Source organism: Shinella sp. Sh6, assembly GCF_055392685.1.
Genome location: NZ_AP044006.1, coordinates 269,224 through 289,034 on the forward strand (window position 1 = coordinate 269,224; position 19,811 = coordinate 289,034).

Sequence of the window (19,811 nt, forward strand, 5' to 3'; positions counted from 1 at the left end):
CGGAGGGAACGTGCTTTCACTGAAATCGCTCGGCGGGGCGGGAACCGTTACCGGCTCCAAGCATCTGCTCACCCTCGACGGGCATCGTATCCTCGTCGATTGCGGCCTCTTCCAGGGCCTGAAGAACCTGCGCGAACTCAATTGGGCGCCGCTGCCGGTCCCGCCGCACGATATCGACGCGGTGATCCTGACCCATGCGCATCTCGATCATTGCGGATACCTGCCGCGGCTGGTGCGGGACGGCTATCATGGCAAGGTCTACGCGACGCCGGCGACCCGGGACGTCGCCGAACTGATCCTGATGGACAGCGGTCATCTGCAGGAAAAGGATGCGGAATTCCTCAACCGGCACGCACTGTCGCGGCACCGGCCGGCCCTGCCGCTCTATGGCGTGCGGGAGGCGCAAAGAGCGGTCGGGCACTTCTCGACCGTGGCCTTCGGCCAGACGGTGCGGCTTGCCGGCGGCGCGTCGTTCCGCTTCCGGCCTGCGGGGCATATCCTCGGCGCGGCGAGCGTCGACCTCGAATGGGGCGGCCGGCGCATCCTCTTTTCCGGCGATATCGGCCGCTATGGCGATCCGCTCATGCCGGACCCGGCCCCGCCGCCGGCGGCCGACTATATCCTGATCGAATCCACCTACGGCGACCGCCTCCACGACAGGACCGATCCGGCCGCGGCGCTGGGCGCGATCGTCGAGCGGACGATCGGACGGGGCGGCACGCTCGTCATTCCGGCCTTTGCCGTCGGGCGGGCGCAGGAGCTCCTCTATTATTTCTGGAAGCTGGAGAAGGCGGGCCGCCTGCCCGCGGTTCCGCTGTTCCTCGACAGCCCCATGGCGATCGAGGCGACCGGCCTTCTGGGCCGCCACATGCAGGACCATCGCCTCGGCGGGGAGACCTGCAGGGCGGTCAGCGCCATCGCCCGCCATGCGCAGGATGTCGAGGCCTCGAAGGCGATCAGCGCGAACCGCTTTCCCAAGATCGTCATTTCCGCATCGGGCATGGCGACCGGCGGCCGCGTCCTGCACCATCTGAAGGCCTTTGCGCCCGATGCGCGCAACACGATCCTGCTTGCCGGCTTCCAGGCCGCCGGAACGCGGGGCCGCTCGTTGCAGGAGGGCGCGGCCGAACTGAAGATCCACGGCGACTGGGTGCCGGTCAAGGCGGAGGTGGCCCATCTCGACATGCTCTCGGCCCATGCCGATGCCGGCGAGCTGATGCGATGGCTCTCCGCCTGCCCGCGCCCGCCGCGCAAGGTCTTCATCGTGCATGGCGAGGCGGAGGCGTCGGAAGCCCTGCGTATCCGCATTGCGCGGGAGCTCGGATGGCCGAGCGTCGTGCCGCGTCTCGATCAGGAATTCGAGCTTTGAACCCGGCCGGCTTCAGGCCCGGCGGTGCTTGGGGGTGACGCCGTAGGCCTTCTTGAAGGCCGTGGTGAAGCTGGAGGGATTGCGGTAGCCGGCGAGATAGGCGGCCTGCGAGATCGGGATACCGTCCCGCTCCAGCGCGATGCGCGCCGTCTCCAGCCGCTGCTGGCGGATGAAATCCGATACGGCGATGCCGAAACGCTCCTTGAAATGACGCTGGATGGAGGACGTGCTGATGCCCACCGCCCGCGCGATGCGCTCCAGCGTCAGGTCCTCGCAGACATGGGCGAGGATGTAGTCGCGCACCTTCTCGCTCTGCCGCCGGCTTCCCGCCGACGGCTGGTTCGGCGCGGCCCTGTCCGCCTCCACCAGCACCGAGCAGGCCTGGCACAGGATGTCGAAGGCATGGGCATTGCGATGGAGCGTCAGGAGCTCGCCCGCCATCGCCACCGGCGGCTTGAGGATATGCTCGGCGGTCTGGACGAGATGCCGGTTCGGCGCAAAGCGGAAGGTGGCGAGGTGCCGGGAGAAGAACGCCCTCAGCTTGGGCATGCTCGTCGGCTGCGAGCGGATGAGGCGGTCGATCCACGGCTGCGGTGCGGAGATCATCACCTTGCGCAGCGGCGTGGTGCTCTCGTTGACGAACCGGAGCTGGCAGTCGCGCGCGACGTTCAGCAGGAAGACGACCGGCTCCGGATGGGCCTCGTCGCCCGCCTCGATGCGGAAATGCTCCCCGTCCATCACGAAATGCTGCTGGCCCTGCAGCAGCACCATCAGCAGGAATTTCGGCCAGACGTCGTAGAGGTTGTCGTCCGGCGTGCAGCTTGCCGGACCGTCCATTGCGCCCACGAAGAGGTGCTGGGGAATTTCCGGTTTGATCCTGATGTTCAAGACGCCGCCCTCTCGCATCGCCCGACCCGCCGATATGACTGCGGCTGCCTCCTGCGCGAAGTTTTCTGAAGCCTGCGCGAAAGTCTTTGCGGTCGACAGCCGAACCAAGCTACTGGCATAGTTGACTGCGTTAATCAAGTTTAATCGCCGGCCGTCGCGCCGGCCTTCGTGTGTATGGGTTCGGGAAAATGTGGGGCACTCTTTCGCCGTCTGTCGGTCGGCATCGGATCATGCTTTTGGCCGCAGCGAGCATTGTGACGCTGAACGCGGCTGCTGCGCAGGAGAGGAAGGCCGGCGAGGACAGTACCGCGCTGGAAGCGGTGGTCGTCGAGGGCGGCACCGACGAGAGGGGCGACGGCCCGGTCGGCGGCTACGTCGCGAAGAAAAGCCTTGCCGGCACCAAGACCGACACGCCGATCGCCAGGACGCCGCAGACCGTCTCCGTCGTCTCGAAGGAGCAGATCGAGGACCAGCACGCCCAGTCCGTCGCCGAGGCGCTGCGCTATACGCCCGGCGTCTTCACGGAATATCGCGGCGCCTCCAACCTGCGCGACGAGATCTTCGTGCGCGGTTTCTCCTATGTGCCGAAATATCTCGACGGCCTCTTCCTCGGCGGCGATCTCTCCTATGCCAAGATCGATCCCTATCTCCTGGAGCGCGTCGAGCTGATCTCGGGGCCTGCCTCCGTGCTCTACGGGCAGGCCAATCCCGGCGGCATCGTCAACATGGTCAGCAAGAAGCCGACCGGCGCGCCGCTGCGCGAGGTGGAGCTTTCCCTCGGCACGGACGGCTATGTCTCCGGCGGCTTCGACATCAGCGACGTGATCGACGAGGATTTCGCCTATCGCCTCGCCGTTACGGGCCTGTCGCGCGATCTGCAGGAGAATTTCGCCAGGCAGAAGTCCTTCGCCGTCGCGCCGTCCGTCACCTGGTCGCCGGACGAGGGCACGTCGCTGACGGTGCTTGGCGGATACCAGTACGAGCCGGATGCCGGCTACCGCAACTTCCTCGATGCGGCGGGCACCGTCACGCCGATCCCGGGCTTCGGCTTCGTGCCGCGCGATTTCTTCGTCTCCGATCCCGGCTTCGAGCGTTCCGAGCGCACGCAGGCGTGGATCGGCTACGAGTTCAAGCACGAGTTCAACGACAACCTGACCTTCCGCCAGAATGCGCGCTACCATCATGTCGACTGGCTGCAGCATACCTTGGTCTACGGCTGGCTGTCGCCCGATCCCGTCACCGGCAACAACACGATCCTCAACCGCAGCGCCCGCGGCGGCACGGACAACTGGGGCCAGTTCACCCTCGACAACCAGCTCGAGGCGAAGTTCTCGACGGGGGCGGCCGAGCACACGCTGCTCGGCGCCGTGGACTTCCGCTATCGCAAGCGGAACTACGAGTGGGGTTCGGCCGCCGCGCCCACCATCGACCTGACCGATCCGCAATACGGCACGTACGATTTCAGCTCCACCGTGCTGGCGCCGAGCGAGCTTTCGGACACGACGGCGCGGCAGGCCGGTGTCTACCTTCAGGACCAGGTGGAGATCGGTGGACTGAACCTCCTGGCGGGGCTGCGCTACGACCGGGCGCAGACCGAGATCGATGACCTTCTCGGCACCAACGACCAGTCCTATGACGAAGGCGCCCTGACCTGGCGCGCCGGCGCGCTCTACGCCTTCGACAACGGCATTGCGCCCTATGTCAGCTACGCGACGTCCTTCGAGCCGGCGCTCTACATGGCGCTGGCCGGCAAGCCCGCCTTCAAGCCGACGACCGCCGACCAGTTCGAGACCGGCGTGAAATATGCGCCGGAAGGCTCCGGCCTGCTGCTGACGGCCGCCTACTACGACCTGACGCAGAAGGACGTCATCGGCATGACGTGGCCGGGGCCTACCTATTACCAGACCGGCAAGATCCACAATCGCGGCGTGGAGCTTTCCGCCCGGGCCGAAGTCACGAACACCGTCGCCCTGCTTGCGAGCTACAGCTACATCGACTCCGTCGTGAAGGAGTCGGTCACGACCGACGAGGTCGGCAAGATGCCCTCGCGCATCCCGCAGCACCAGGCCTCGCTCTGGGCGACCTACACGGCCGATTCCGGCGCGCTCGAAGGGCTGACCATCGGCGGGGGCCTGCGCTACATCGGCACGAGCTGGGGCGACGGCGCCAATACGTTCAAGGTCGGCGCGGTGACGCTGTTCGACGCCATGGCGTCCTACGATTTCGGCGTGAAGAACCCGGACCTTGCCGGGCTCTCGCTCCAGGTCAACGTCAAGAACATCGGCGACGAGCGCTATGTGGCCTCCTGCGCGAATGCCTACGCCTGCTTCTACGGCGAAGGCCGCAGCATCGTCGCGACGCTGAAGAAGCAATGGTGAGGTTGAGGACCATCGGGCTTGGGCTTCTCGCCATGGGCCTTTCGATGACACCCGTGCCTGCGGCGGAGACGCCGCAGGCCGTGCCGCTTGCCGCAAACGGCGAGGCGCAGGGCGCGGCCACGGCCGCCGGGGCGCGGCAGGCCTTCGACCCGCAGGCCTCCGCCGGCGATTACCTCAAGGGCCGGCTGCGCGTGACGGCGGGCCGGTTCGATCTCGACCTCGTCGATGCGGAAGGCCGGCACCTGCGCCGTCTTGCCGAGGGGGCGGGAGGCGTTGCCGACTTCCAGTTCGTGGCGGAGCGGCCGGACGGCCGGCTGGTGGTGAGCGCAACGGAGCCCGGCGCCTATGCGCTGGCGATCGAGCGCAAGGTGTCCGCCGCCGACCAGCTTCCGCCGCCGCCGGATTATCTCAGCCCGACGATTGCCGACATGGCCGCCGCTCTTGCCGCCGGCCAGTCGACGGATGCCTTCTGGGCCATGGTGGCGTCAAAGGGCACGCCCCTCGTCGAGGACGGGCGGGAAGGGCACAGGATCGTCACCTTCCTCGGCCGGGGCGCGGAGCGCAACATCCGCCTCTTCGGCGCGCCGAGCGGCGACCATGAGGAACTGCAGCGGCTCGGCACGTCCGATATCTGGTTCAAGAGCTTCGAGGTGCCGGACGGCACGCGGCTTTCCTACCAGCTCGCCTTCGACGTGCCCGACGTGCCGGGCACCGCGCGGGACCGGCGCGTCGCCATCCTCGCGACGGCGAAGGCGGATCCGCTGAACCGCCATCCGTGGCCGGCCGATGCGGCGGACGCCTACAACCAGGATTCCGTGCTGGAGCTTGCCGCCGCGCCGCCGCAGCCATGGCTCGCCGAAAGGGGCAGCCCGGCGGGCACGCTGGAGCGGCTTTCCATCGAGAGCCCGACCCTCGGCAACCGGCGGGATATCACCATCTACCGGCCGGCCGGCTTCGACCCCGCGGACAAGCGGACGATCCTGCTCTTCGTCTTCGATGCGGACCAGTATCTGGAGCGCGTGCCGGTGCCGCGCATCCTCGGCAACATGATCGCTGCCGGTGCGGTGCCGCCGGTCGTGGCGGTCTTCGTCGCCAATCCCGATCGCGAGGCGAGGGCGCGCGAACTGCCCGCCAATCCCGCCTTCGCGGATTTCATGGCAAAGGAGCTCTATCCGTTCGTGGTGAAGGAAACCGGCCTTGCGGCGCCGGCCGCGCGCACGGTGCTGGCCGGATCGAGCTATGGCGGGCTTGCCGCCGTGACGATTGCCCTGCGCCACCCGCAGGTCTTCGGCAATGCGCTCTCCATGTCGGGTTCCTTCTGGTGGAGCCCGCCGGGCACGCCGGAGGATCGCAGCGAGTATGTGGCGGGGCTGGTCGCCGCCGGCCCGGCGCTGCCGCTGCGCGTCTTCCTTTCCGCCGGCCTTTTCGAGACCGGCGCGCAGGGCACGGCCGGCATTCTGGAGACCAGCCGGCACCTGCGCGACGTGCTGGAGGCCAAGGGCATTCCCGTCACCTATCGCGACTATGCCGGCGGCCACGACTACCTGGTCTGGCAGGGCGTGATCTCGGACGGGCTGATCGCGCTCTTCGGCAAGGACCGGCCGTAGGGCCGGCTTTCCTTGCGAAGAAAACATGACTAGAAGAGTTATATTTTACGGCGCGGCGAAGCTGCCGCCCGTCCGGAAGAAGGAAAGGCCATGCTCGAATCCACCGCTGTCCTGACAACCGCAAGCGGCCCCAAATATCTGGTGCAGCTGTGCAAGCACTTCGCCCACAAGATCGAGGTCAGCTACTCGGAAAGCCATGGTGAATGTCGGTTCGGCCGCGGCTCCGCCGTGCTGGACGCGGATGAGACGGGCCTGCGCATGCTCGCCCGCGCCGGTGACGAGGAGGGGCTGGCGCAGGTGCAGTCGATCGTCGAATCGCATCTCGTCCGCTTCGCCTTCCGCGAGGACATGGCGGCGCTCGACTGGCGGCGGCAGGACAGGGCCGCCTGAGCATTTCAGCATCGAAGGTAAAACCATGAAAGATTTCCGCCCGCTCGCGGCGCTTGCCGCCGCCCTTCTCTTCGCTCTTCCCGCCAACGCCGTGGATGTCGTGACGGCGCGCGGCACCGTTGCGGTCGAGGCGATGCCGAAGACCGTCGCCGTCTATGACGTCGCCGCGATCGACACGCTCTCCCGCCTCGGCATCCGCCCGGCCGGCGTGCCCGACAAGCTCTACGTGCCGGAACTGGAGCCGATGAAGGAAGGCGCGACGGAAATCGGCACGCTGTTCGAGCCGGACCTCGAGGCCCTGAGCGCGCTTGCGCCCGACCTCGTCATCGTCGGCGCCCGCTCGGCCGCAAGGGCAGAGACCGTCGCGCAGGTCGCGCAGACCATCGACATGACCATCGACGGCGACGATCTCTTTGCCCAGGCCAGGCAGCGGCTCGCCTCCTACGGCGCCCTCTTCGGCAAGCAAGCCGAGGCGGACGCCATCGCCGCCGGTCTCGACGCGAAGCTCGCCGCGGCGAAGGCGGCGGTCGCCGCCAAGGGCAATGCGCTCATCGTCATGACCAACGGGCCGAAGGTTTCCACCTACGGCCCCGGCTCGCGCTTCGGCTGGGTGCATGCGGCGCTCGGCCTTGCGCCGGCCATCGCCGATATCGAAACGGCGACCCACGGCGAGGCGGTCTCCTTCGAGTTCATCCGCCAGGCCAATCCCGACTGGCTGCTGGTGCTCGACCGCGCCGCCGCCGTCGGCTCCAACGAGCAGGCCGCGAAGGTCACGCTCGACAACGAGCTGGTCGCCGAGACCACGGCCTGGAAGAAGGGGCAGGTCGTCTACCTGCCGGCGCCGGATTTCTACATCTCGGCGGGCGGCGTGCAGTCGCTGGAGCGCGTGCTGTCGGCGATCACGGAGGCCTTCGCCGCCGCGAAATGAGCGCTGCCCTTTCCACCTCATCCTTGCGGGCGAAGGCCGCCGCGGGCCTCGGCCTTGCGGCGCTTTTCGCCGTGAGCCTTGCCGTCGGCGTCAGCCCGCTGCCGCCCGGCAGGGTGCTGTCCGATCCCGACGCGCTGCAGCTCCTTCTCGTCAGCCGCCTGCCGCGCACGCTCGCCGCCGTCCTCAGCGGCGCGGGGCTCGCCATTGCCGGCCTCATCATGCAGACGCTCTCGCGCAACCGCTTCGTCGAGCCGGCGACGGCCGGCACGGCGCAGAGTGCGGAACTCGGCATCCTCCTCGTCACGCTCTTCTTTCCCGCTGCGAGCCTGCCCGTGAAGACGCTCCTTGCCGCCGGTGCGGCGCTTGCCGGCACGTCGGTGTTCCTTGCGACGGCGCAGCGCCTGCCGCCCGCCCAGCCCTATCTCGTGCCGCTCTTCGGCATCGTCTACGGCGGCGTCATCGGCGCGGCGGCGACCTATGCCGCCTGGCAGGCCGACCTTCTGCAGTTCCTCTCGGTCTGGACGAACGGCGACTTTTCCGGCGTGCTTCGCGGGCGCTACGAGCTCCTGTGGATCGCCGCGCTGATGGTCGCCGCCGCCTTCCTCGTCGCTGACCGGCTGACCATCATGGCGCTCGGCCGCGAGGCGAGCATCGGGCTCGGCATCGACTATGCGCGCATGATGCAGGTCGGCCTCGTCATCGTCTCCGTCATCACCGCGCTCTCGGTCGTGGTCGTCGGCATGATCCCCTTCGTCGGGCTCGCCGTGCCGAACATCGTCTCGCGGCTGATGGGCGACAATGTGCGCGGTACGCTCGGCTGGGTCGCGGCGGGCGGGGCCGGGCTGGTGCTTGCCTGCGATATCGCCGGGCGCCTCATCCGCTACCCTTACGAGATTCCGGTCGGCACGGTGATTGGCGTTGCGGGCGGGTCGATCTTCCTCTGGCTGCTCTTCCGGCGGGGCGGCCATGGCTGACCGCCGCCTTCTCGCCCTTGCCGCCGCCGCGCTGCTTTCGGCCTTGGCGTTCCTGCTCATCGGGCTCAAGGGCAACATCGCCTTCGTGCTGGAGCTGCGCCTTCTCAAGCTCGCGGCGCTGGCGCAGGTGGGCGTCGCCATCGCCATCTCGACGGTCATCTTCCAGACCGTCACCGGAAACCGCATTCTCACCCCCTCGGTCATGGGCCTCGACGCGCTCTATCTCTTCGGCCAGATGCTGATGGTCTTCCTGCTCGGCGGCGTCGGCTATGTGGGCCTCGACCCGCAGGTGAAATTCGCCGTGGAGGTGCTGGTCCTGATGGCGCTTGCCTCGGGGCTGCTCCTGCCCATGCTGAAGCGCCGGCTCGACATGGGGTTGATGCTGCTCGCCGGCGTCGTCTTCGGTGTCCTCTTCCGTAGCCTTTATTTCCTGCTCGCCCGCCTCATCGATCCCAACGACTTCGCCGTGGCGCAGACGGCGAGCTTCGCCAATTTCAACGCGGTGCGCACCGATCTCCTTGCCTTCGCCGCCGTCGTCACGGTCCTTGCCGCGATCTTCGCCTGGCGGGCGCGGCATGTGCTCGACGTCGTTTCGCTCGGGCCGGACGCGGCAACCGGCCTCGGCGTGAACTGGGCGGCGTCCGTCACCGGCCTTTTGCTTCTCGTCTCAGCGCTCGTCGCCGTCTCCACTGCGCTTGTCGGGCCGGTCGCCTTCTTCGGCCTGCTGGTGGCGGCTCTCGCCGAGCGTCTGGTGGTGACCCGCCGTCACGCCCGGCTCCTGCCGGCCGCCGCATTGACCGGCATCACCGTCCTCGTCGGCGGGCAGACGCTGTTCCAGCACGGCTTCGGCAGTGCGACCGCGCTCGGCGTCGTCATCGAATTCTTCGGCGGCCTCGTCTTCCTTCTGCTGCTGGTCCTCGGGAGCCGCTCATGATCCGCATCGAAAACGTCTCCTTCCGTCACCGCACGGTGCCGATCCTCAGCGATATCACGCTGACGATCGACAAGGGCGGCGTCGTGGCGCTGGTCGGGCCGAACGGCGCGGGAAAATCGACGCTCCTCTCGCTCGTCGCGCGCCTGCAGCCGCTTCAGATGGGCAACATCCAAATCGATGGCCTTCCGGTGGACGCCACGCCCGGCCGGCAGCTTGCGAGGGTGGTCGCGATCCTGCGGCAGGACACGACGGTGGCAAGCCGCCTCACCGTGCGCGAACTCGTCAGCTTCGGCCGCTTCCCGCATGGCCGAGGTCGCCTTTCGGCAGCGGACCATGCCATCGTCGACGCCGCGCTCGCCCGCTTCGACCTTGCCGATCTTGCAGGCCGCTTCATCGAGACGCTGTCGGGCGGCCAGCGCCAGCGCGCGCTCGTCGCCATGGCGTTCGCGCAAGGCACGGATTACCTGCTGCTCGACGAGCCGCTGAACAATCTCGACATGTACTATGCCCGCGAGCTGATGCGCGCGCTGCGCGCTGCCGCCGACGAGAACGGCAAGACCGTCGTGATCGTCCTGCACGACATCAACCAGGCGAGTGCTCATGCCGACCGGATCATCGCCATGAAGGGCGGGCGGATCCTTGCCGACGGCGCCCCTTGCGACATTCTCACCCCCGACATGCTGGAAGTCGTCTTCGGCCTGCGCGCACCCGTGGAGACGATCGGCGGAAGGCCGTTCGTGCTGCACCAGCTCTAGGCGCGAAGGGGGAGGGCGCTGCCGGCTCTCGTTCGCGACCTGCCGGGCCTAGCTGGTCGCCATCATCGCCGCGACCTCGTCGAGATGGACGAAGCCGAAGCCCCGGGTCTTGAGCGCGAGGATGCCCGAGATCACGCCGGCGCCGGCGGCGCGATGCGGCTGGTTTATATGGGAGATGATGACGTCGCCGCTTTTCGCCCCGGCGATGCGCTTGTGCGCCATGCGGGCGGAAGCGCTGGCGCCGAAATCGCCGTTGAGCGAGAAGCCTGCGATCCGGAAGCCCATCGAACCGATCACCGCCATGGCATCGGGGCTGTAGAGCGCGGTCGCGTCGCGATACCATGCCGGGGTCGTGCCGAACGCGCGGGTGATCGCTTCGGCGCCGCCGCGCACCTCCTGCGCCACCGCGGCGGCCGTGCCGGCCGGCACCAGGCCATAGGGGCGGCCGGTACCGATGACCGCGGACAGATGCTTCGCGCCGTGGTTCTCGACGACGAAAAGGTCCGGATGCTCCTTCAGCAGCTTGATCGTCGCCGGATTGCGGTCGAGCCAGCGCTTGGTCGCGAAGATGGTGACCGGGATCCTGTTCTCGATCAGCGGACCGAGGATCCGCATGTCGGTCTCGCCCATGCAGGCATCCAGCGTTACCGCCACCTGCGATATGCCATGCGCCGGGGTGAAGTGCATGTGCGGTTCGACCAGATTGGAGCCGCGCGCCGTTCCGGCACAGATGGCGTAGCAGCAGGCGGCGATGAATTCCCGGCGGCGCATGGCGATCCCTTATACTTTCCCGATGCAGGCAATGGCCCGTTCTATCGGTCGGGCGATAGACCCGTGGTCTGTTCCATCCGGCGCATGCAATCGTCGTTTCCGACGAAGCGATAGGCGCTATAGACGGCAAGCCCATACTCCTCGTCGCCGACCAGGGCAACGCTGGCGGACTGCAGGTTCTGAAAGCGCCCCCGCAGATCGCTCCATTGATTGAAGACCTGACGCTCCTCGTCCATGATGGTGCGCTTGAACAGGCGGTCGCTGCCGGCGGCGGGCGCATGCGCCACGTCGACTTTCTCGTCCGGCTCGCCAAGTTCCCTGGTCATTTTGGCCGTGATCCCGGCAAACATCCCGCGTGTGAACGTGCCCTGGTCGTCGTCCTCGTTATAGGGCGTGATGGCGACCAGATTGCAGATGCCGACATCCTGGACGAAGGCGAGGATATATTCCTGGTAGTCGGGATCAGGCCGGGGAACCGCCGGGCACACATATTGCCCCGTCGAATCCGGCGGATTTACCGCAAGCGGTTCGCACCTCAGCTCCGAAGGGCGGGCAGATTGTGCGACGCCGAACGGCATCAGGTTCGGAAGATCGGCAGGCTGCTGGACTGCCAGCGCGGTTGCAACGATCGCGAGAAAGCCGGGAGATGCCGCCATGGAACTGCTTGAAACCTTTTCGGCCCGCCGCGGGCAATGGCCGCACCGAATGCTATCCGCACCAGGGCAGGCGTGCCGACTCCATAGCAAAACGGCGCGATGGAAACCATCGCGCCGTGAACCGCTCCAGCGGAAATTTTCGCGTCAGTGTCAGCCGCCGAAGCCGAAGCCGGGGGGCATGTCGGTGAGCGAGATGCCGGACGGCTCCAGGCTCTTCAGAATCCAGGTCTGGTTGTTCCCGATGCGGCGATTGTATTCGGCCCAGGCCGAGACGAAGCTCTTGAAGGTCTCGTCGGCACCGTAGTTGACCGCAATCACCGAAGGCGTCGAAAGGACCGGCGTCGGCACCTTCACGTTGCCGATCGCCGGCGCCTTCTTCGAAATGACAAGGCCGTTCAGCATGGTGTTCACCAATGCGTCGGCCTTGCCGGTGGTGACGGCGATGATGGCCTCGTCGCGGGTCTTGAAACGCAGCACCTTGGCCTGCGTCAGGAACTGCTGGGTTATCAGGTCCTGCGCCGAGCCCATGTCGACGGCGAAGGTATATTTCGGATCGTTGAGCTCGCTCCAGCTCTTGTCGTTCAGCTCGTCCTTGGCCGAAACCAGCACGAAGCTGTTGTAGTAGGTCGGATCGGAAAAGGAGACGGACATGGCGCGCACGGGCGTTGCCGTCACGGCGAAGGCCATGTCGACCTTGCCGCTCTGCACGTCGAGAATGGCATTCGCCCAGCTCGATTCGACGACTTCGAGCTTCACGTCGAGGCTCTTGGCGACGTCGTTCGCCATGTCGATGACGAAGCCTTCCCATTCGCCGGTCCGCGGATCCTTGTTGAAGTAGGGCACTTCATTGAGGATGGCCGGAATGCGCAGCACGCCGCGCGCCCGGATGTCGTCGATGGTGCCCGCCGAGGCGGCGGCCGTGAACATCGACAGTGCGACTGTCGCAACGCCGCATATCTTTGCAATCAAGTTCATTGCTGGTGATCTCCATTGTTCCCCGGAATTGTCTTCTCGGTGCCTGACCGCTCTCCTGCCGGAGGCGGCTCTGTCGGCCGCATTCAGCCTATTCCGTCGTCCGATGGGCACAATGCTAGAGAGCGGGAAGAACTTATCGCGTTTTTTATATGTCTCGTCACAGGGGGCCGTTCGCGTAGTCGCCGGCGCGCGGCGGGTCGAGGATCGGCCCGACGAGCTCGCGGCGACAGTCCTCGAACAGTTGCTGCACCGTCGGATGCTTCTGGAGAAATCCCGCGCTGCCGAAATAGACGCGGACTTCCGGCAGGCTCGTGAGCTTGACCGCCGTGATCGTCTCGTCCTCCGGGCCAACGCACCAGGAGGGGATGATGGAGAAGCCGAGCCCCTCCTCGACGCAGCGCTTGACGCTCGAACTGCCGGAGGTCGAGATCGCCGGCTGGATGATACGGTCGTCGCGGTTGAGGAAATCCACCGAGAGGTTGCGCAGCGTCTGCCCGGGCTCGTAGGTGATGAACGGCTTGCCGTCGGCCCAGGTGGGAATGTCCCGCTGCTCGGGCGGGGCACCCCAGCCGCGCGGGTAGACGAGGCTCAGCCTGTAGCTGCCCAGAAGCCGCTGCGGCACCACGGGGTCGCCGAAGTAGCGCTCGGAGATGCAGATATCCAGGCTACCGTTCTTGACGAGCTCGGCAAGCACCGTATCGCGCTCCGAAACGGCGAATTCCATTTCCGGGAATATTTCCCGGAAGCGGGAGAGCACCCGGGGGAAGAGGTAGAAGAAGATTGCCTGCGGCATGCCGACCCGCAGCGACGAGCGCTGGCTTTCTATCAGCTTGGTCAGCCGTTCCAGCATGATGTCGAGCTCGGGATGGAGAAGGCTGTAGAGCGCCCGGCCGCGCGGTGTCAGCGAGATGCGCTTGGCGCCCTGTTCGCTGTCGATCAGCTTTCCCTTGAGGATCTGCTCCAGCCGCCGGACGTGATTGGCGGCGGATTGATAGCTCAGGTTGAGTTCGCGCGCTGCGCCTGAAAACGAGCCGTGGCGGGCAACCTGATAGAAGGTCTGGATGAGCGTGAGGCTGATCTCGGCCATGACGTTTCCCTTTTCCTGCACCCTCTACGGGCTTGCGTCTTTCCCGCCGATACAAATTTCATGAGCTGGCAAGGCCGTTCTCTTGTATCGACGCTGCGCGCTGCCTGCCGGCAATATCGGCGTACGAACTTAAACCTTGCCGGTCAGCAGAATGCCAGTCTCAACACCCGCCACAGCCGTCATCGTCGGCTCCGGTATCGTCGGAGCGGCGACCGCCTATTTCCTGACGCAGCGCGGGGTAAAAGTCACGCTCCTCGACGCCGTTGCCCCGGCCGCCGAAGCGACGGGCGCTGCCGACGGTGCCGTCTCGGTCGCCAGCAAACGGCCCGGGCCGATGATGACGGCAGCTCTCTCCGGCGTGGCGGTCTACCGGGAGCTGGCCGCCACAGGCCTCTTTTCCGACATTTTCAAAAGCCGCTCCACCTTCATCGTGGCGGCCTCGAACGAGGAGTGCGAGGTGCTTCATGCCCATGCGGGGGCGCTCGCCGGCGCAGGCGTTCGTGTAGAGTTGCTGGCCGCTGCCGATGTTCGCCAACGTTTTTCCGCCCTTTCCACGCAGGCAAGGCTGGTCGTGGAGGTGCACGATGAGGGCCATGCGATCGGCTACCAGATCGTCCACCGGTTCTTGACGGCAGCAGGCGTCACGGTCCGCCGCGCCAGCCCCGTGCGATCCATCCTGACGGGCGGCGGCCGATGCGCCGCCGGCGTCGTGACGCAGGACGGCGAGATCCGCGCCGATATCGTCATCGTTGCGGCGGGCAACGGGTCGGCCGAGCTCCTTCGGCTCGAAAACGTCCTGACGCCGCGCAAGGGGCAGTTGCTCGTCACGGAGCGGGCCCCGGCGCTCAACGCATCGATGCCGGGCTCCATCATGTCGGGCCGCTACCTTTTGTCGAAGGGGAGCCAGAAGGGTGGGGTAACGGTTCCGCGCGGACTCGGCCTGGTAATCGATCCGCTGCGCACGGGCCAGTTTCTGATCGGCGGCACGCGGGAAGATCACGGGAGCCGTCAGACCAACGATCTGGATGCGGTCGGCCGCATTCTTCGCCATGCGGTCGCGCTCGTGCCGAAGCTTACGAGCGTGCGTCTGCTGCGCAGCTTCGCCGGGCTCCGCACGGCGGTCGTCGATGGCTTGCCGCTCGTCGGCCGGATTCCCGGTTACGAGAATGCCTTCGTCGCCACGGGTTTCGAGGGCGACGGCATCTGCCTGGGGCCGGTTGTCGGTCGGGCCCTTGCAAGCCTCGCCTGCGGCGCAGAGCCGGCGATCGATCTCCGGCCGTTCGCCCCTTCCCGGTTCGCGGATCACGGGGTGGCGGCATGACGGGACGTTTCTTCGACTGGAACGGCTCGGCAATTCCGTTTCGTGAAGGCGAGACCATTGCTGCCGCGCTGACGGGGGCCGGCATATTGAACCTTGGCGATGACAGCGTCGGCAGCGAGGCGCGTTATTTTTGCGGCATCGGCGCCTGCCAGAATTGCCTGGTGCGCGTGAACGGGACCGTCCGGGAAGCCTGCCTGACCCGGGCCGTGGCCGGCCTGTCCGTGGCTTGCGTGGAGCGGCGAGACCATGATTGAAGCGCAAGTGCTGGTTATCGGTGCCGGACCCGCCGGACTTGCCGCGGCGATCGAGGCGTCCCGCGCCGGATTGGCTGTTACGGTTGTCGAGCAGCGCGAAACGATCGGCGGAGCGGTCTATCGGCAGGCCGTCTTGGGCGCGACGGCGACGTATCAGCCGCCCGCCGTCAGGGCCCGCTGGCGGCGTCTGGTGCATGATTTCGCCGGCTGCGGCATTACCGTCCGGCACGGCTCGGTTTTTCTCGGCATCGACGGCGACGGCCTCGCCATCCTGGAGAACCGCGGAACCGGCCATGTCGAGCCGGTCGCGGCAAAGGCCGTCATCATTGCCGTCGGTGCGATAGAGAAGGTGCTGCCGCGGCCGGGCTGGAACAAGGCCGGCGTTTCGACGGTGGGCGGCCTGCAGATCATGATGAAGGAAACGGGCCGGGCGCCCGAGGGGCGAATCCTGCTGGCCGGGAGCGGCCCCTTGCTCATTGCCGTCGCCGCACAGATGGCCCGGCTCGGCAATACTCCGGTCGCGGTGGTGGAGGCGGGCGATCCGTTCCGCCACCCGCTAACGGGTGTCGGGCTGCTGGCCTATCCGACCCTTCTCGCCGAGGCCCTGTTCTATCTGAAGGATGTCTGGCTTCGCGGCATTCCCTGGCTGCGGGCGACGACCGTGGCCGGGATCGAGGCCGGGGCGGACGGCCTGGTTGCTACGTTGCGCGATTATACCGGCACGGAGCGCCGCGTCGCGGTCGACCGCATCGGATTGCACGACGGCATCCGTCCCAACGATTTCGGTCTTTCGACGCCGCCGGGGAGTTCCCCTGTCGTCGTGACGGCCGGCGACTGCCGCGAGGCCCTGGGGGCCGTGGCAGCGGAGGCGGATGGCCGGCGGGCCGCCCTTTCGGTCATCCGGCTTCTGCAGCAAAGGGAAGAGGTCGGCACTACTGCCGCGTTGCGGCGCGAGCGCAACGCGCAAGGCCTGCTTTCAGAGCTTTTCGCGCCTGTTTCCGCCCGTCCGCTTCTTTCCGGCCTGACGGACGACACCGTGCTCTGCCGCTGCGAGAACCGCACCGTGGGCGATCTGAAGGCCCTGTGCGGGAAAGAGGATCCGCTTTCGGGACGAGAGGTCAAGCATAACGGGCGCTTTGCGATGGGGGCCTGCCAGGGCCGCTTCTGCGCCGAAAACACGGCCCGGTTGATGGCGGAGCTGCGGCAGGACGCGCCGGCCCCGTCGGCCGTCGATCTCACGGGGCGCCGCTGGCCGATCCGCCCGGTCCCCATCGGCGCGCTGGTGTGCGCCTCCAACGACACAAGCAAACAGGAATGAGGCCTTCCATGCCCAGGATTCAAACCGCTGCCGTTTCCTCCGTGCAGACCGTCATCGTCCACAATCCCTTCGACGGCGCCGTGGTCGGCGAGGTTGCCGAAAGCACAGCGGCCGATGTCGCCGACGCCGTGCTCAGGGCCAAGGCCGCGCAATGGGAGTTCCGCCGCTCGACCCCGGCTGTGCGCCGCGCGATGCTCAACGCGCTTGCCGATGCGATCGCCGGGGATGCGGAGACCATGGCGCGCATCATCTCTCGCGAGATGGGCAAGACGATCCGCGAAGCGCGCAACGAGGTTCGCCGTGCCCAGAACACCCTCCGGCTTTCCGGTGATGCCGGGACGTTCCTCGATGGCGAGGCGCTGCATTGCGCCATCGTCGAGGGCGGGGCCGACCGCCTGGCGACGATCACCTACGAGCCCGTCGGCGTCGTCGGCGCCGTCACGCCGTTCAACTATCCGCTCAACCTGCTTTGCCACAAGCTTGGGCCTGCCATTGCCGCCGGCAACGCGGTCGTGGCGAAACCTTCGCCCAAGGCGCCGCTCGCGGCCGCCCGGCTGAGGGAACTGGCGCTGAAGGCCGGTTGGCCGCCGGCGCTGTTCCAGATCGTCCATGGCGGTGCGGATGTCGCCCTTTCGCTTGTGCGCTCGCCGATCGATCTCCTGTCCTTCACCGGCGGCCCGGCTGCCGGCCTGGCGCTCAAGAATGCCAGCGGTCTGGTGCGTTGCCTGATGGAACTCGGTGGAAACGATCCGTTGTTCGTCTTGCCGGACGCCGATCTCGACCGCGCGGTCGCCACGGCGATCGGCCATCGCTTCGAGATCGCCGGCCAAAGCTGCGCCGCCGTCAAGAAGCTCTACCTGCACAGGGATATCGAGCGGGTCTTTACCGAAAAGCTGCTGGCCGCGGTCGATGCCGTCGAATTCGGCGATCCGTCAAGCGACGATACGGATATGGGAACGGTGATCGACGAAGCGGCCGCCTGCGTCGTCGAGGAGCGGGTGAGGGCGACGGTTGGTGGCGGGGCGCGGTTGCTGCACGGCGGCACCCGCAACGGCACGGTCTTCGCGCCGACCGTGATAAGCGGCGTTTCCGTGGACGCGCCGGTGATCGCCGAGGAGACGTTCGGCCCGGTCATCGCCATCCGCACCTTTGCCGATGCAGGGGAGGCGATCGCCGAGGTCAACGCGGGCTCCTATGGCCTGCAGGCCGGCGTCTTCACCAATGATCATGCCCTCATCAGGATGTTCTCGCGCGATCTCGTCGTCGGCGGGGTGATGATCAACGAGGGACCGGATTTCCGTGCCGAGCATGTGCCCTTCGGCGGCGTCAAGCGCTCCGGCCTCGGGCGCGAGGGGGTTCGCATCGCGCTTCGCGAAATGTCCGAACCCAAAGTCTTGATCGATTGAGAGGCTGCCATGCGTATCGGCATCGTCGGCGCATCGGGGCGCGTTGGAACCCGGCTCGTGGAACTCGTTCTTGCCAATCCGGGGCTGGAACTGGCGGCAGCGCTGGTTTCGCCGTCGTCACGGCTGGTCGGATTGCCGGTGAACGGCGGCGGCATAGAATACCGCGCGCCGCAAGCCGCCATGAACAGCCATTGCGATGTGATGATCGATTTCTCGACACCCGCGGCGAGCCTGGCATTGCAGGAGGAGATCGGCACAAAGCCGATTCCCGTGATCATCGGCACCACGGGGTTTTCGCCGGAGGAGGAACGGCGGATAGCCGGGTTCGCCCGCCACCGGCCGATGCTCGTCAGCGCGAATTTCGCGCACGGCTTCGAAGCCTTCCGGCTGGCGGCGCTGGAATTTGCCCGGCGGATGCCCGCCGGCGAGCCCTCCGTCGCGGAGACCTATCATCTTCGCAAGAAGGCCGAGCCCTCGGGAACGTCCCGGCTTCTCGCCCGCCAGCTCTATGAAGCGCGCACCCGCGCCATGGGGTTCGCGGCGCCCGAGCCCGCCATCGCCGTCCATCGTGAAGGCGGCACCGTCGGCATCAATGAGGTGCGCTTCGAGATGGGTTCGGCGCAGGTCTCCTTCACATACCGCGTCCATACGCTGGCAGCCTATGCCGAAGGGGCGCTTGCCGCCGCCCAATGGCTGGTGTCGCAGGCCCCGGGCGCAGGTCTCTACAGTCTTTCCGACTGCCTCACCGATTGAAACATGGAAAGGATAGCTCGATGACAGATATTGCCGCACGATTCCAGGGTGTCTTCACCGCACTCGTCACGCCTTTCAAGGACGGCGCCGTGGACTACGCCGCGTTCGACAGGCTGGTCGAACGCCAGATCGCCGCCGGCGTTGCGGGGCTCGTGCCGGTGGGCACGACCGGCGAGGCCGCAACCCTTTCCGACGAGGAGGCGGATGCGCTGATTGCCAGGACGGTCCGGCTTTCGGCCGGGCGTGTCCTGGTCATGGCCGGTGCCGGCGCCAACGATACACGCAAGACCCTCGAAAAGGTGAGGGCCGCCGAGCGGGCAGGGGCCGATGCGCTGCTGCTGGTCACGCCCTACTACAACAAGCCGACACAGGCCGGCCTGATCGCCCACTACAGCGCGGCGGCCGGCGCGACCGCCCTGCCGATCATGCTCTATTCCGTGCCCGGCCGCTGCGGCGTCGAGATCGCACCGGAAACCTGCGCAACGCTGATGCAGCGTCATTCCAACATCGTCGCCATCAAGGAGGCGGGTGGTTCCTCCGCGCGCGTGACGCAGCTACGCCAGGCCTGCGGCGACAGCCTGATCGTCCATTCCGGCGATGACGGCCTGACGCTCCCCTTCCTTTCCGTCGGCGCCGCGGGCGTGACCAGCGTGGTTGCCAATATCGCCCCGTGCGAAATGGTCCAGCTCGTCAATGCGTTCCGCGCAGGCGATACCGCGCGCGCCTTGCTGCTGCACGAGATGATCGCCGAACTGACCGAAGGCATGTTCATCGAGTCCAATCCCGGCCCGGTGAAAGCGGCGCTGGCGCTTTCCAATCTCGCGGGGCCGGAAATGCGCCTTCCGCTGGTGCCCGTTTCCGACGCCAATCGCGAAAGGCTCGCTGCGATCCTCAACCGTTTCGGCTCGGCGGCAAGCACCTTCCAAGAAATGCGCTAAGGCCGGCAACGAGCTTTGCATTGCCCGGTGCCGGCCCTCATAACACACTGAGAGAAAACCGGTTCATGCCTTTGTCTTGGGCAGGCCGGAGAAAACAGGGGAACAAGAT

At 66.9% G+C, this 19,811-nt stretch carries 19 protein-coding genes; 14 read left to right on the forward strand and 5 right to left on the reverse strand.

All coding sequences use genetic code 11. The features are described from left to right. Positions 1-10 precede the first annotated feature (10 nt). Positions 11-1,369 carry an MBL fold metallo-hydrolase RNA specificity domain-containing protein gene (locus ACZ5TO_RS19590; RefSeq protein ID WP_464800905.1) on the forward strand — a complete coding sequence of 453 codons (1,359 nt, stop codon included), beginning with the start codon at positions 11-13 and terminating at the stop codon, positions 1,367-1,369. A 12-nt stretch (positions 1,370-1,381) separates the two neighbouring features. On the opposite strand, the gene ACZ5TO_RS19595 is transcribed toward ACZ5TO_RS19590, so the two are convergent. After that, positions 1,382-2,257, reverse strand: coding sequence for a helix-turn-helix transcriptional regulator (locus ACZ5TO_RS19595; protein ID WP_464800906.1), 876 nt, complete (start codon positions 2,255-2,257; stop codon positions 1,382-1,384). 230 nt (positions 2,258-2,487) lie between these two features. On the opposite strand from ACZ5TO_RS19595, the gene ACZ5TO_RS19600 reads away from it, so the two are divergent. The 7 genes from ACZ5TO_RS19600 to ACZ5TO_RS19630 all read left to right on the forward strand — a co-directional run bounded on the left by ACZ5TO_RS19600 (position 2,488) and on the right by ACZ5TO_RS19630 (position 10,223). Next, a complete protein-coding gene (locus ACZ5TO_RS19600) occupies positions 2,488-4,635 on the forward strand; it encodes a TonB-dependent siderophore receptor (protein ID WP_464800907.1) in 2,148 nt (715 codons plus the stop codon). After that, a complete protein-coding gene (locus tag ACZ5TO_RS19605; RefSeq protein WP_464800908.1) occupies positions 4,629-6,242 on the forward strand; it encodes an alpha/beta hydrolase-fold protein in 1,614 nt (537 codons plus the stop codon). The genes ACZ5TO_RS19600 and ACZ5TO_RS19605 overlap by 7 nt, the downstream gene beginning before the upstream one ends. Positions 6,243-6,332: 90 nt before the next feature. Continuing rightward, the gene (locus tag ACZ5TO_RS19610) at positions 6,333-6,632 is read left to right on the forward strand and encodes a DUF2218 domain-containing protein (protein ID WP_464800909.1); all 300 of its coding nucleotides are present in this window, start codon (positions 6,333-6,335) and stop codon (positions 6,630-6,632) included. A 25-nt stretch (positions 6,633-6,657) separates the two neighbouring features. Then, the gene (locus ACZ5TO_RS19615; RefSeq protein WP_464800910.1) at positions 6,658-7,560 is read left to right on the forward strand and encodes a siderophore ABC transporter substrate-binding protein; all 903 of its coding nucleotides are present in this window, start codon (positions 6,658-6,660) and stop codon (positions 7,558-7,560) included. Beyond that, positions 7,557-8,534 carry an ABC transporter permease gene (locus ACZ5TO_RS19620; protein ID WP_464800911.1) on the forward strand — a complete coding sequence of 326 codons (978 nt, stop codon included), beginning with the start codon at positions 7,557-7,559 and terminating at the stop codon, positions 8,532-8,534. The genes ACZ5TO_RS19615 and ACZ5TO_RS19620 overlap by 4 nt, the downstream gene beginning before the upstream one ends. Beyond that, positions 8,527-9,468, forward strand: coding sequence for an iron chelate uptake ABC transporter family permease subunit (locus ACZ5TO_RS19625; RefSeq protein ID WP_464800912.1), 942 nt, complete (start codon positions 8,527-8,529; stop codon positions 9,466-9,468). The genes ACZ5TO_RS19620 and ACZ5TO_RS19625 overlap by 8 nt, the downstream gene beginning before the upstream one ends. Continuing rightward, complete coding sequence (locus ACZ5TO_RS19630) at positions 9,465-10,223, forward strand: iron ABC transporter ATP-binding protein (protein ID WP_464800913.1); 759 nt, start codon at positions 9,465-9,467, stop codon at positions 10,221-10,223. The genes ACZ5TO_RS19625 and ACZ5TO_RS19630 overlap by 4 nt, the downstream gene beginning before the upstream one ends. 48 nt (positions 10,224-10,271) lie before the next feature. On the opposite strand, the gene ACZ5TO_RS19635 is transcribed toward ACZ5TO_RS19630, so the two are convergent. The 4 genes from ACZ5TO_RS19635 to ACZ5TO_RS19650 all read right to left on the reverse strand — a co-directional run bounded on the left by ACZ5TO_RS19635 (position 10,272) and on the right by ACZ5TO_RS19650 (position 13,712). After that, positions 10,272-10,994, reverse strand: coding sequence for a polysaccharide deacetylase family protein (locus ACZ5TO_RS19635; RefSeq protein WP_464800914.1), 723 nt, complete (start codon positions 10,992-10,994; stop codon positions 10,272-10,274). A gap of 41 nt (positions 10,995-11,035) precedes the next feature. After that, the gene (locus ACZ5TO_RS19640; protein ID WP_464800915.1) at positions 11,036-11,650 is read right to left on the reverse strand and encodes a hypothetical protein; all 615 of its coding nucleotides are present in this window, start codon (positions 11,648-11,650) and stop codon (positions 11,036-11,038) included. Between the two features lie 150 nt (positions 11,651-11,800). Then, positions 11,801-12,625: a transporter substrate-binding domain-containing protein gene (locus ACZ5TO_RS19645; protein WP_184141245.1), complete on the reverse strand. Its 825-nt coding sequence runs from the start codon at positions 12,623-12,625 to the stop codon at positions 11,801-11,803. Positions 12,626-12,782: 157 nt separating this feature from the next. Then, positions 12,783-13,712, reverse strand: coding sequence for a LysR family transcriptional regulator (locus ACZ5TO_RS19650; protein ID WP_464800916.1), 930 nt, complete (start codon positions 13,710-13,712; stop codon positions 12,783-12,785). A 151-nt stretch (positions 13,713-13,863) separates the two neighbouring features. On the opposite strand from ACZ5TO_RS19650, the gene ACZ5TO_RS19655 reads away from it, so the two are divergent. From ACZ5TO_RS19655 to dapA, 6 genes are read left to right on the forward strand one after another with little or no spacing between them, the layout of a single operon-like run. Next, positions 13,864-15,033: an NAD(P)/FAD-dependent oxidoreductase gene (locus ACZ5TO_RS19655; protein ID WP_464800917.1), complete on the forward strand. Its 1,170-nt coding sequence runs from the start codon at positions 13,864-13,866 to the stop codon at positions 15,031-15,033. Continuing rightward, positions 15,030-15,287 (forward strand): 2Fe-2S iron-sulfur cluster-binding protein, encoded by a 258-nt coding sequence (locus ACZ5TO_RS19660; RefSeq protein ID WP_464800918.1) that lies wholly within the window; start codon positions 15,030-15,032, stop codon positions 15,285-15,287. The genes ACZ5TO_RS19655 and ACZ5TO_RS19660 overlap by 4 nt, the downstream gene beginning before the upstream one ends. Beyond that, positions 15,280-16,605, forward strand: a complete 1,326-nt coding sequence (locus tag ACZ5TO_RS19665) for an FAD-dependent oxidoreductase (RefSeq protein WP_464800919.1) — start codon at positions 15,280-15,282, stop codon at positions 16,603-16,605. Before ACZ5TO_RS19660 ends, ACZ5TO_RS19665 begins: the two co-directional genes overlap by 8 nt. 8 nt (positions 16,606-16,613) lie before the next feature. Beyond that, positions 16,614-18,011, forward strand: coding sequence for an aldehyde dehydrogenase family protein (locus ACZ5TO_RS19670; RefSeq protein ID WP_464800920.1), 1,398 nt, complete (start codon positions 16,614-16,616; stop codon positions 18,009-18,011). A gap of 9 nt (positions 18,012-18,020) precedes the next feature. After that, complete coding sequence (locus tag ACZ5TO_RS19675) at positions 18,021-18,764, forward strand: 4-hydroxy-tetrahydrodipicolinate reductase (protein WP_464800921.1); 744 nt, start codon at positions 18,021-18,023, stop codon at positions 18,762-18,764. A gap of 20 nt (positions 18,765-18,784) precedes the next feature. After that, a complete protein-coding gene (gene dapA, locus ACZ5TO_RS19680) occupies positions 18,785-19,702 on the forward strand; it encodes a 4-hydroxy-tetrahydrodipicolinate synthase (protein WP_464800922.1) in 918 nt (305 codons plus the stop codon). The last annotated feature ends 109 nt before the right edge of the window (positions 19,703-19,811 follow it).

What these genes read in the sequence shown, in the direction of transcription:
- ACZ5TO_RS19600 (WP_464800907.1), top strand. Translation starts at nt 2,488, where the DNA reads ATGCTTTTGGCCGCAGCGAGCATTGTGACGCTGAACGCGGCTGCTGCG.
- ACZ5TO_RS19605 (WP_464800908.1), top strand. Translation starts at nt 4,629, where the DNA reads ATGGTGAGGTTGAGGACCATCGGGCTTGGGCTTCTCGCCATGGGCCTT.
- ACZ5TO_RS19610 (WP_464800909.1), top strand. Translation starts at nt 6,333, where the DNA reads ATGCTCGAATCCACCGCTGTCCTGACAACCGCAAGCGGCCCCAAATAT.
- ACZ5TO_RS19615 (WP_464800910.1), top strand. Translation starts at nt 6,658, where the DNA reads ATGAAAGATTTCCGCCCGCTCGCGGCGCTTGCCGCCGCCCTTCTCTTC.
- ACZ5TO_RS19620 (WP_464800911.1), top strand. Translation starts at nt 7,557, where the DNA reads ATGAGCGCTGCCCTTTCCACCTCATCCTTGCGGGCGAAGGCCGCCGCG.
- ACZ5TO_RS19625 (WP_464800912.1), top strand. Translation starts at nt 8,527, where the DNA reads ATGGCTGACCGCCGCCTTCTCGCCCTTGCCGCCGCCGCGCTGCTTTCG.
- ACZ5TO_RS19630 (WP_464800913.1), top strand. Translation starts at nt 9,465, where the DNA reads ATGATCCGCATCGAAAACGTCTCCTTCCGTCACCGCACGGTGCCGATC.
- ACZ5TO_RS19635 (WP_464800914.1), bottom strand. Translation starts at nt 10,994, where the DNA reads ATGCGCCGCCGGGAATTCATCGCCGCCTGCTGCTACGCCATCTGTGCC.
- ACZ5TO_RS19640 (WP_464800915.1), bottom strand. Translation starts at nt 11,650, where the DNA reads ATGGCGGCATCTCCCGGCTTTCTCGCGATCGTTGCAACCGCGCTGGCA.
- ACZ5TO_RS19645 (WP_184141245.1), bottom strand. Translation starts at nt 12,625, where the DNA reads ATGAACTTGATTGCAAAGATATGCGGCGTTGCGACAGTCGCACTGTCG.
- ACZ5TO_RS19650 (WP_464800916.1), bottom strand. Translation starts at nt 13,712, where the DNA reads ATGGCCGAGATCAGCCTCACGCTCATCCAGACCTTCTATCAGGTTGCC.
- ACZ5TO_RS19655 (WP_464800917.1), top strand. Translation starts at nt 13,864, where the DNA reads ATGCCAGTCTCAACACCCGCCACAGCCGTCATCGTCGGCTCCGGTATC.
- ACZ5TO_RS19660 (WP_464800918.1), top strand. Translation starts at nt 15,030, where the DNA reads ATGACGGGACGTTTCTTCGACTGGAACGGCTCGGCAATTCCGTTTCGT.
- ACZ5TO_RS19665 (WP_464800919.1), top strand. Translation starts at nt 15,280, where the DNA reads ATGATTGAAGCGCAAGTGCTGGTTATCGGTGCCGGACCCGCCGGACTT.
- ACZ5TO_RS19670 (WP_464800920.1), top strand. Translation starts at nt 16,614, where the DNA reads ATGCCCAGGATTCAAACCGCTGCCGTTTCCTCCGTGCAGACCGTCATC.
- ACZ5TO_RS19675 (WP_464800921.1), top strand. Translation starts at nt 18,021, where the DNA reads ATGCGTATCGGCATCGTCGGCGCATCGGGGCGCGTTGGAACCCGGCTC.
- dapA (WP_464800922.1), top strand. Translation starts at nt 18,785, where the DNA reads ATGACAGATATTGCCGCACGATTCCAGGGTGTCTTCACCGCACTCGTC.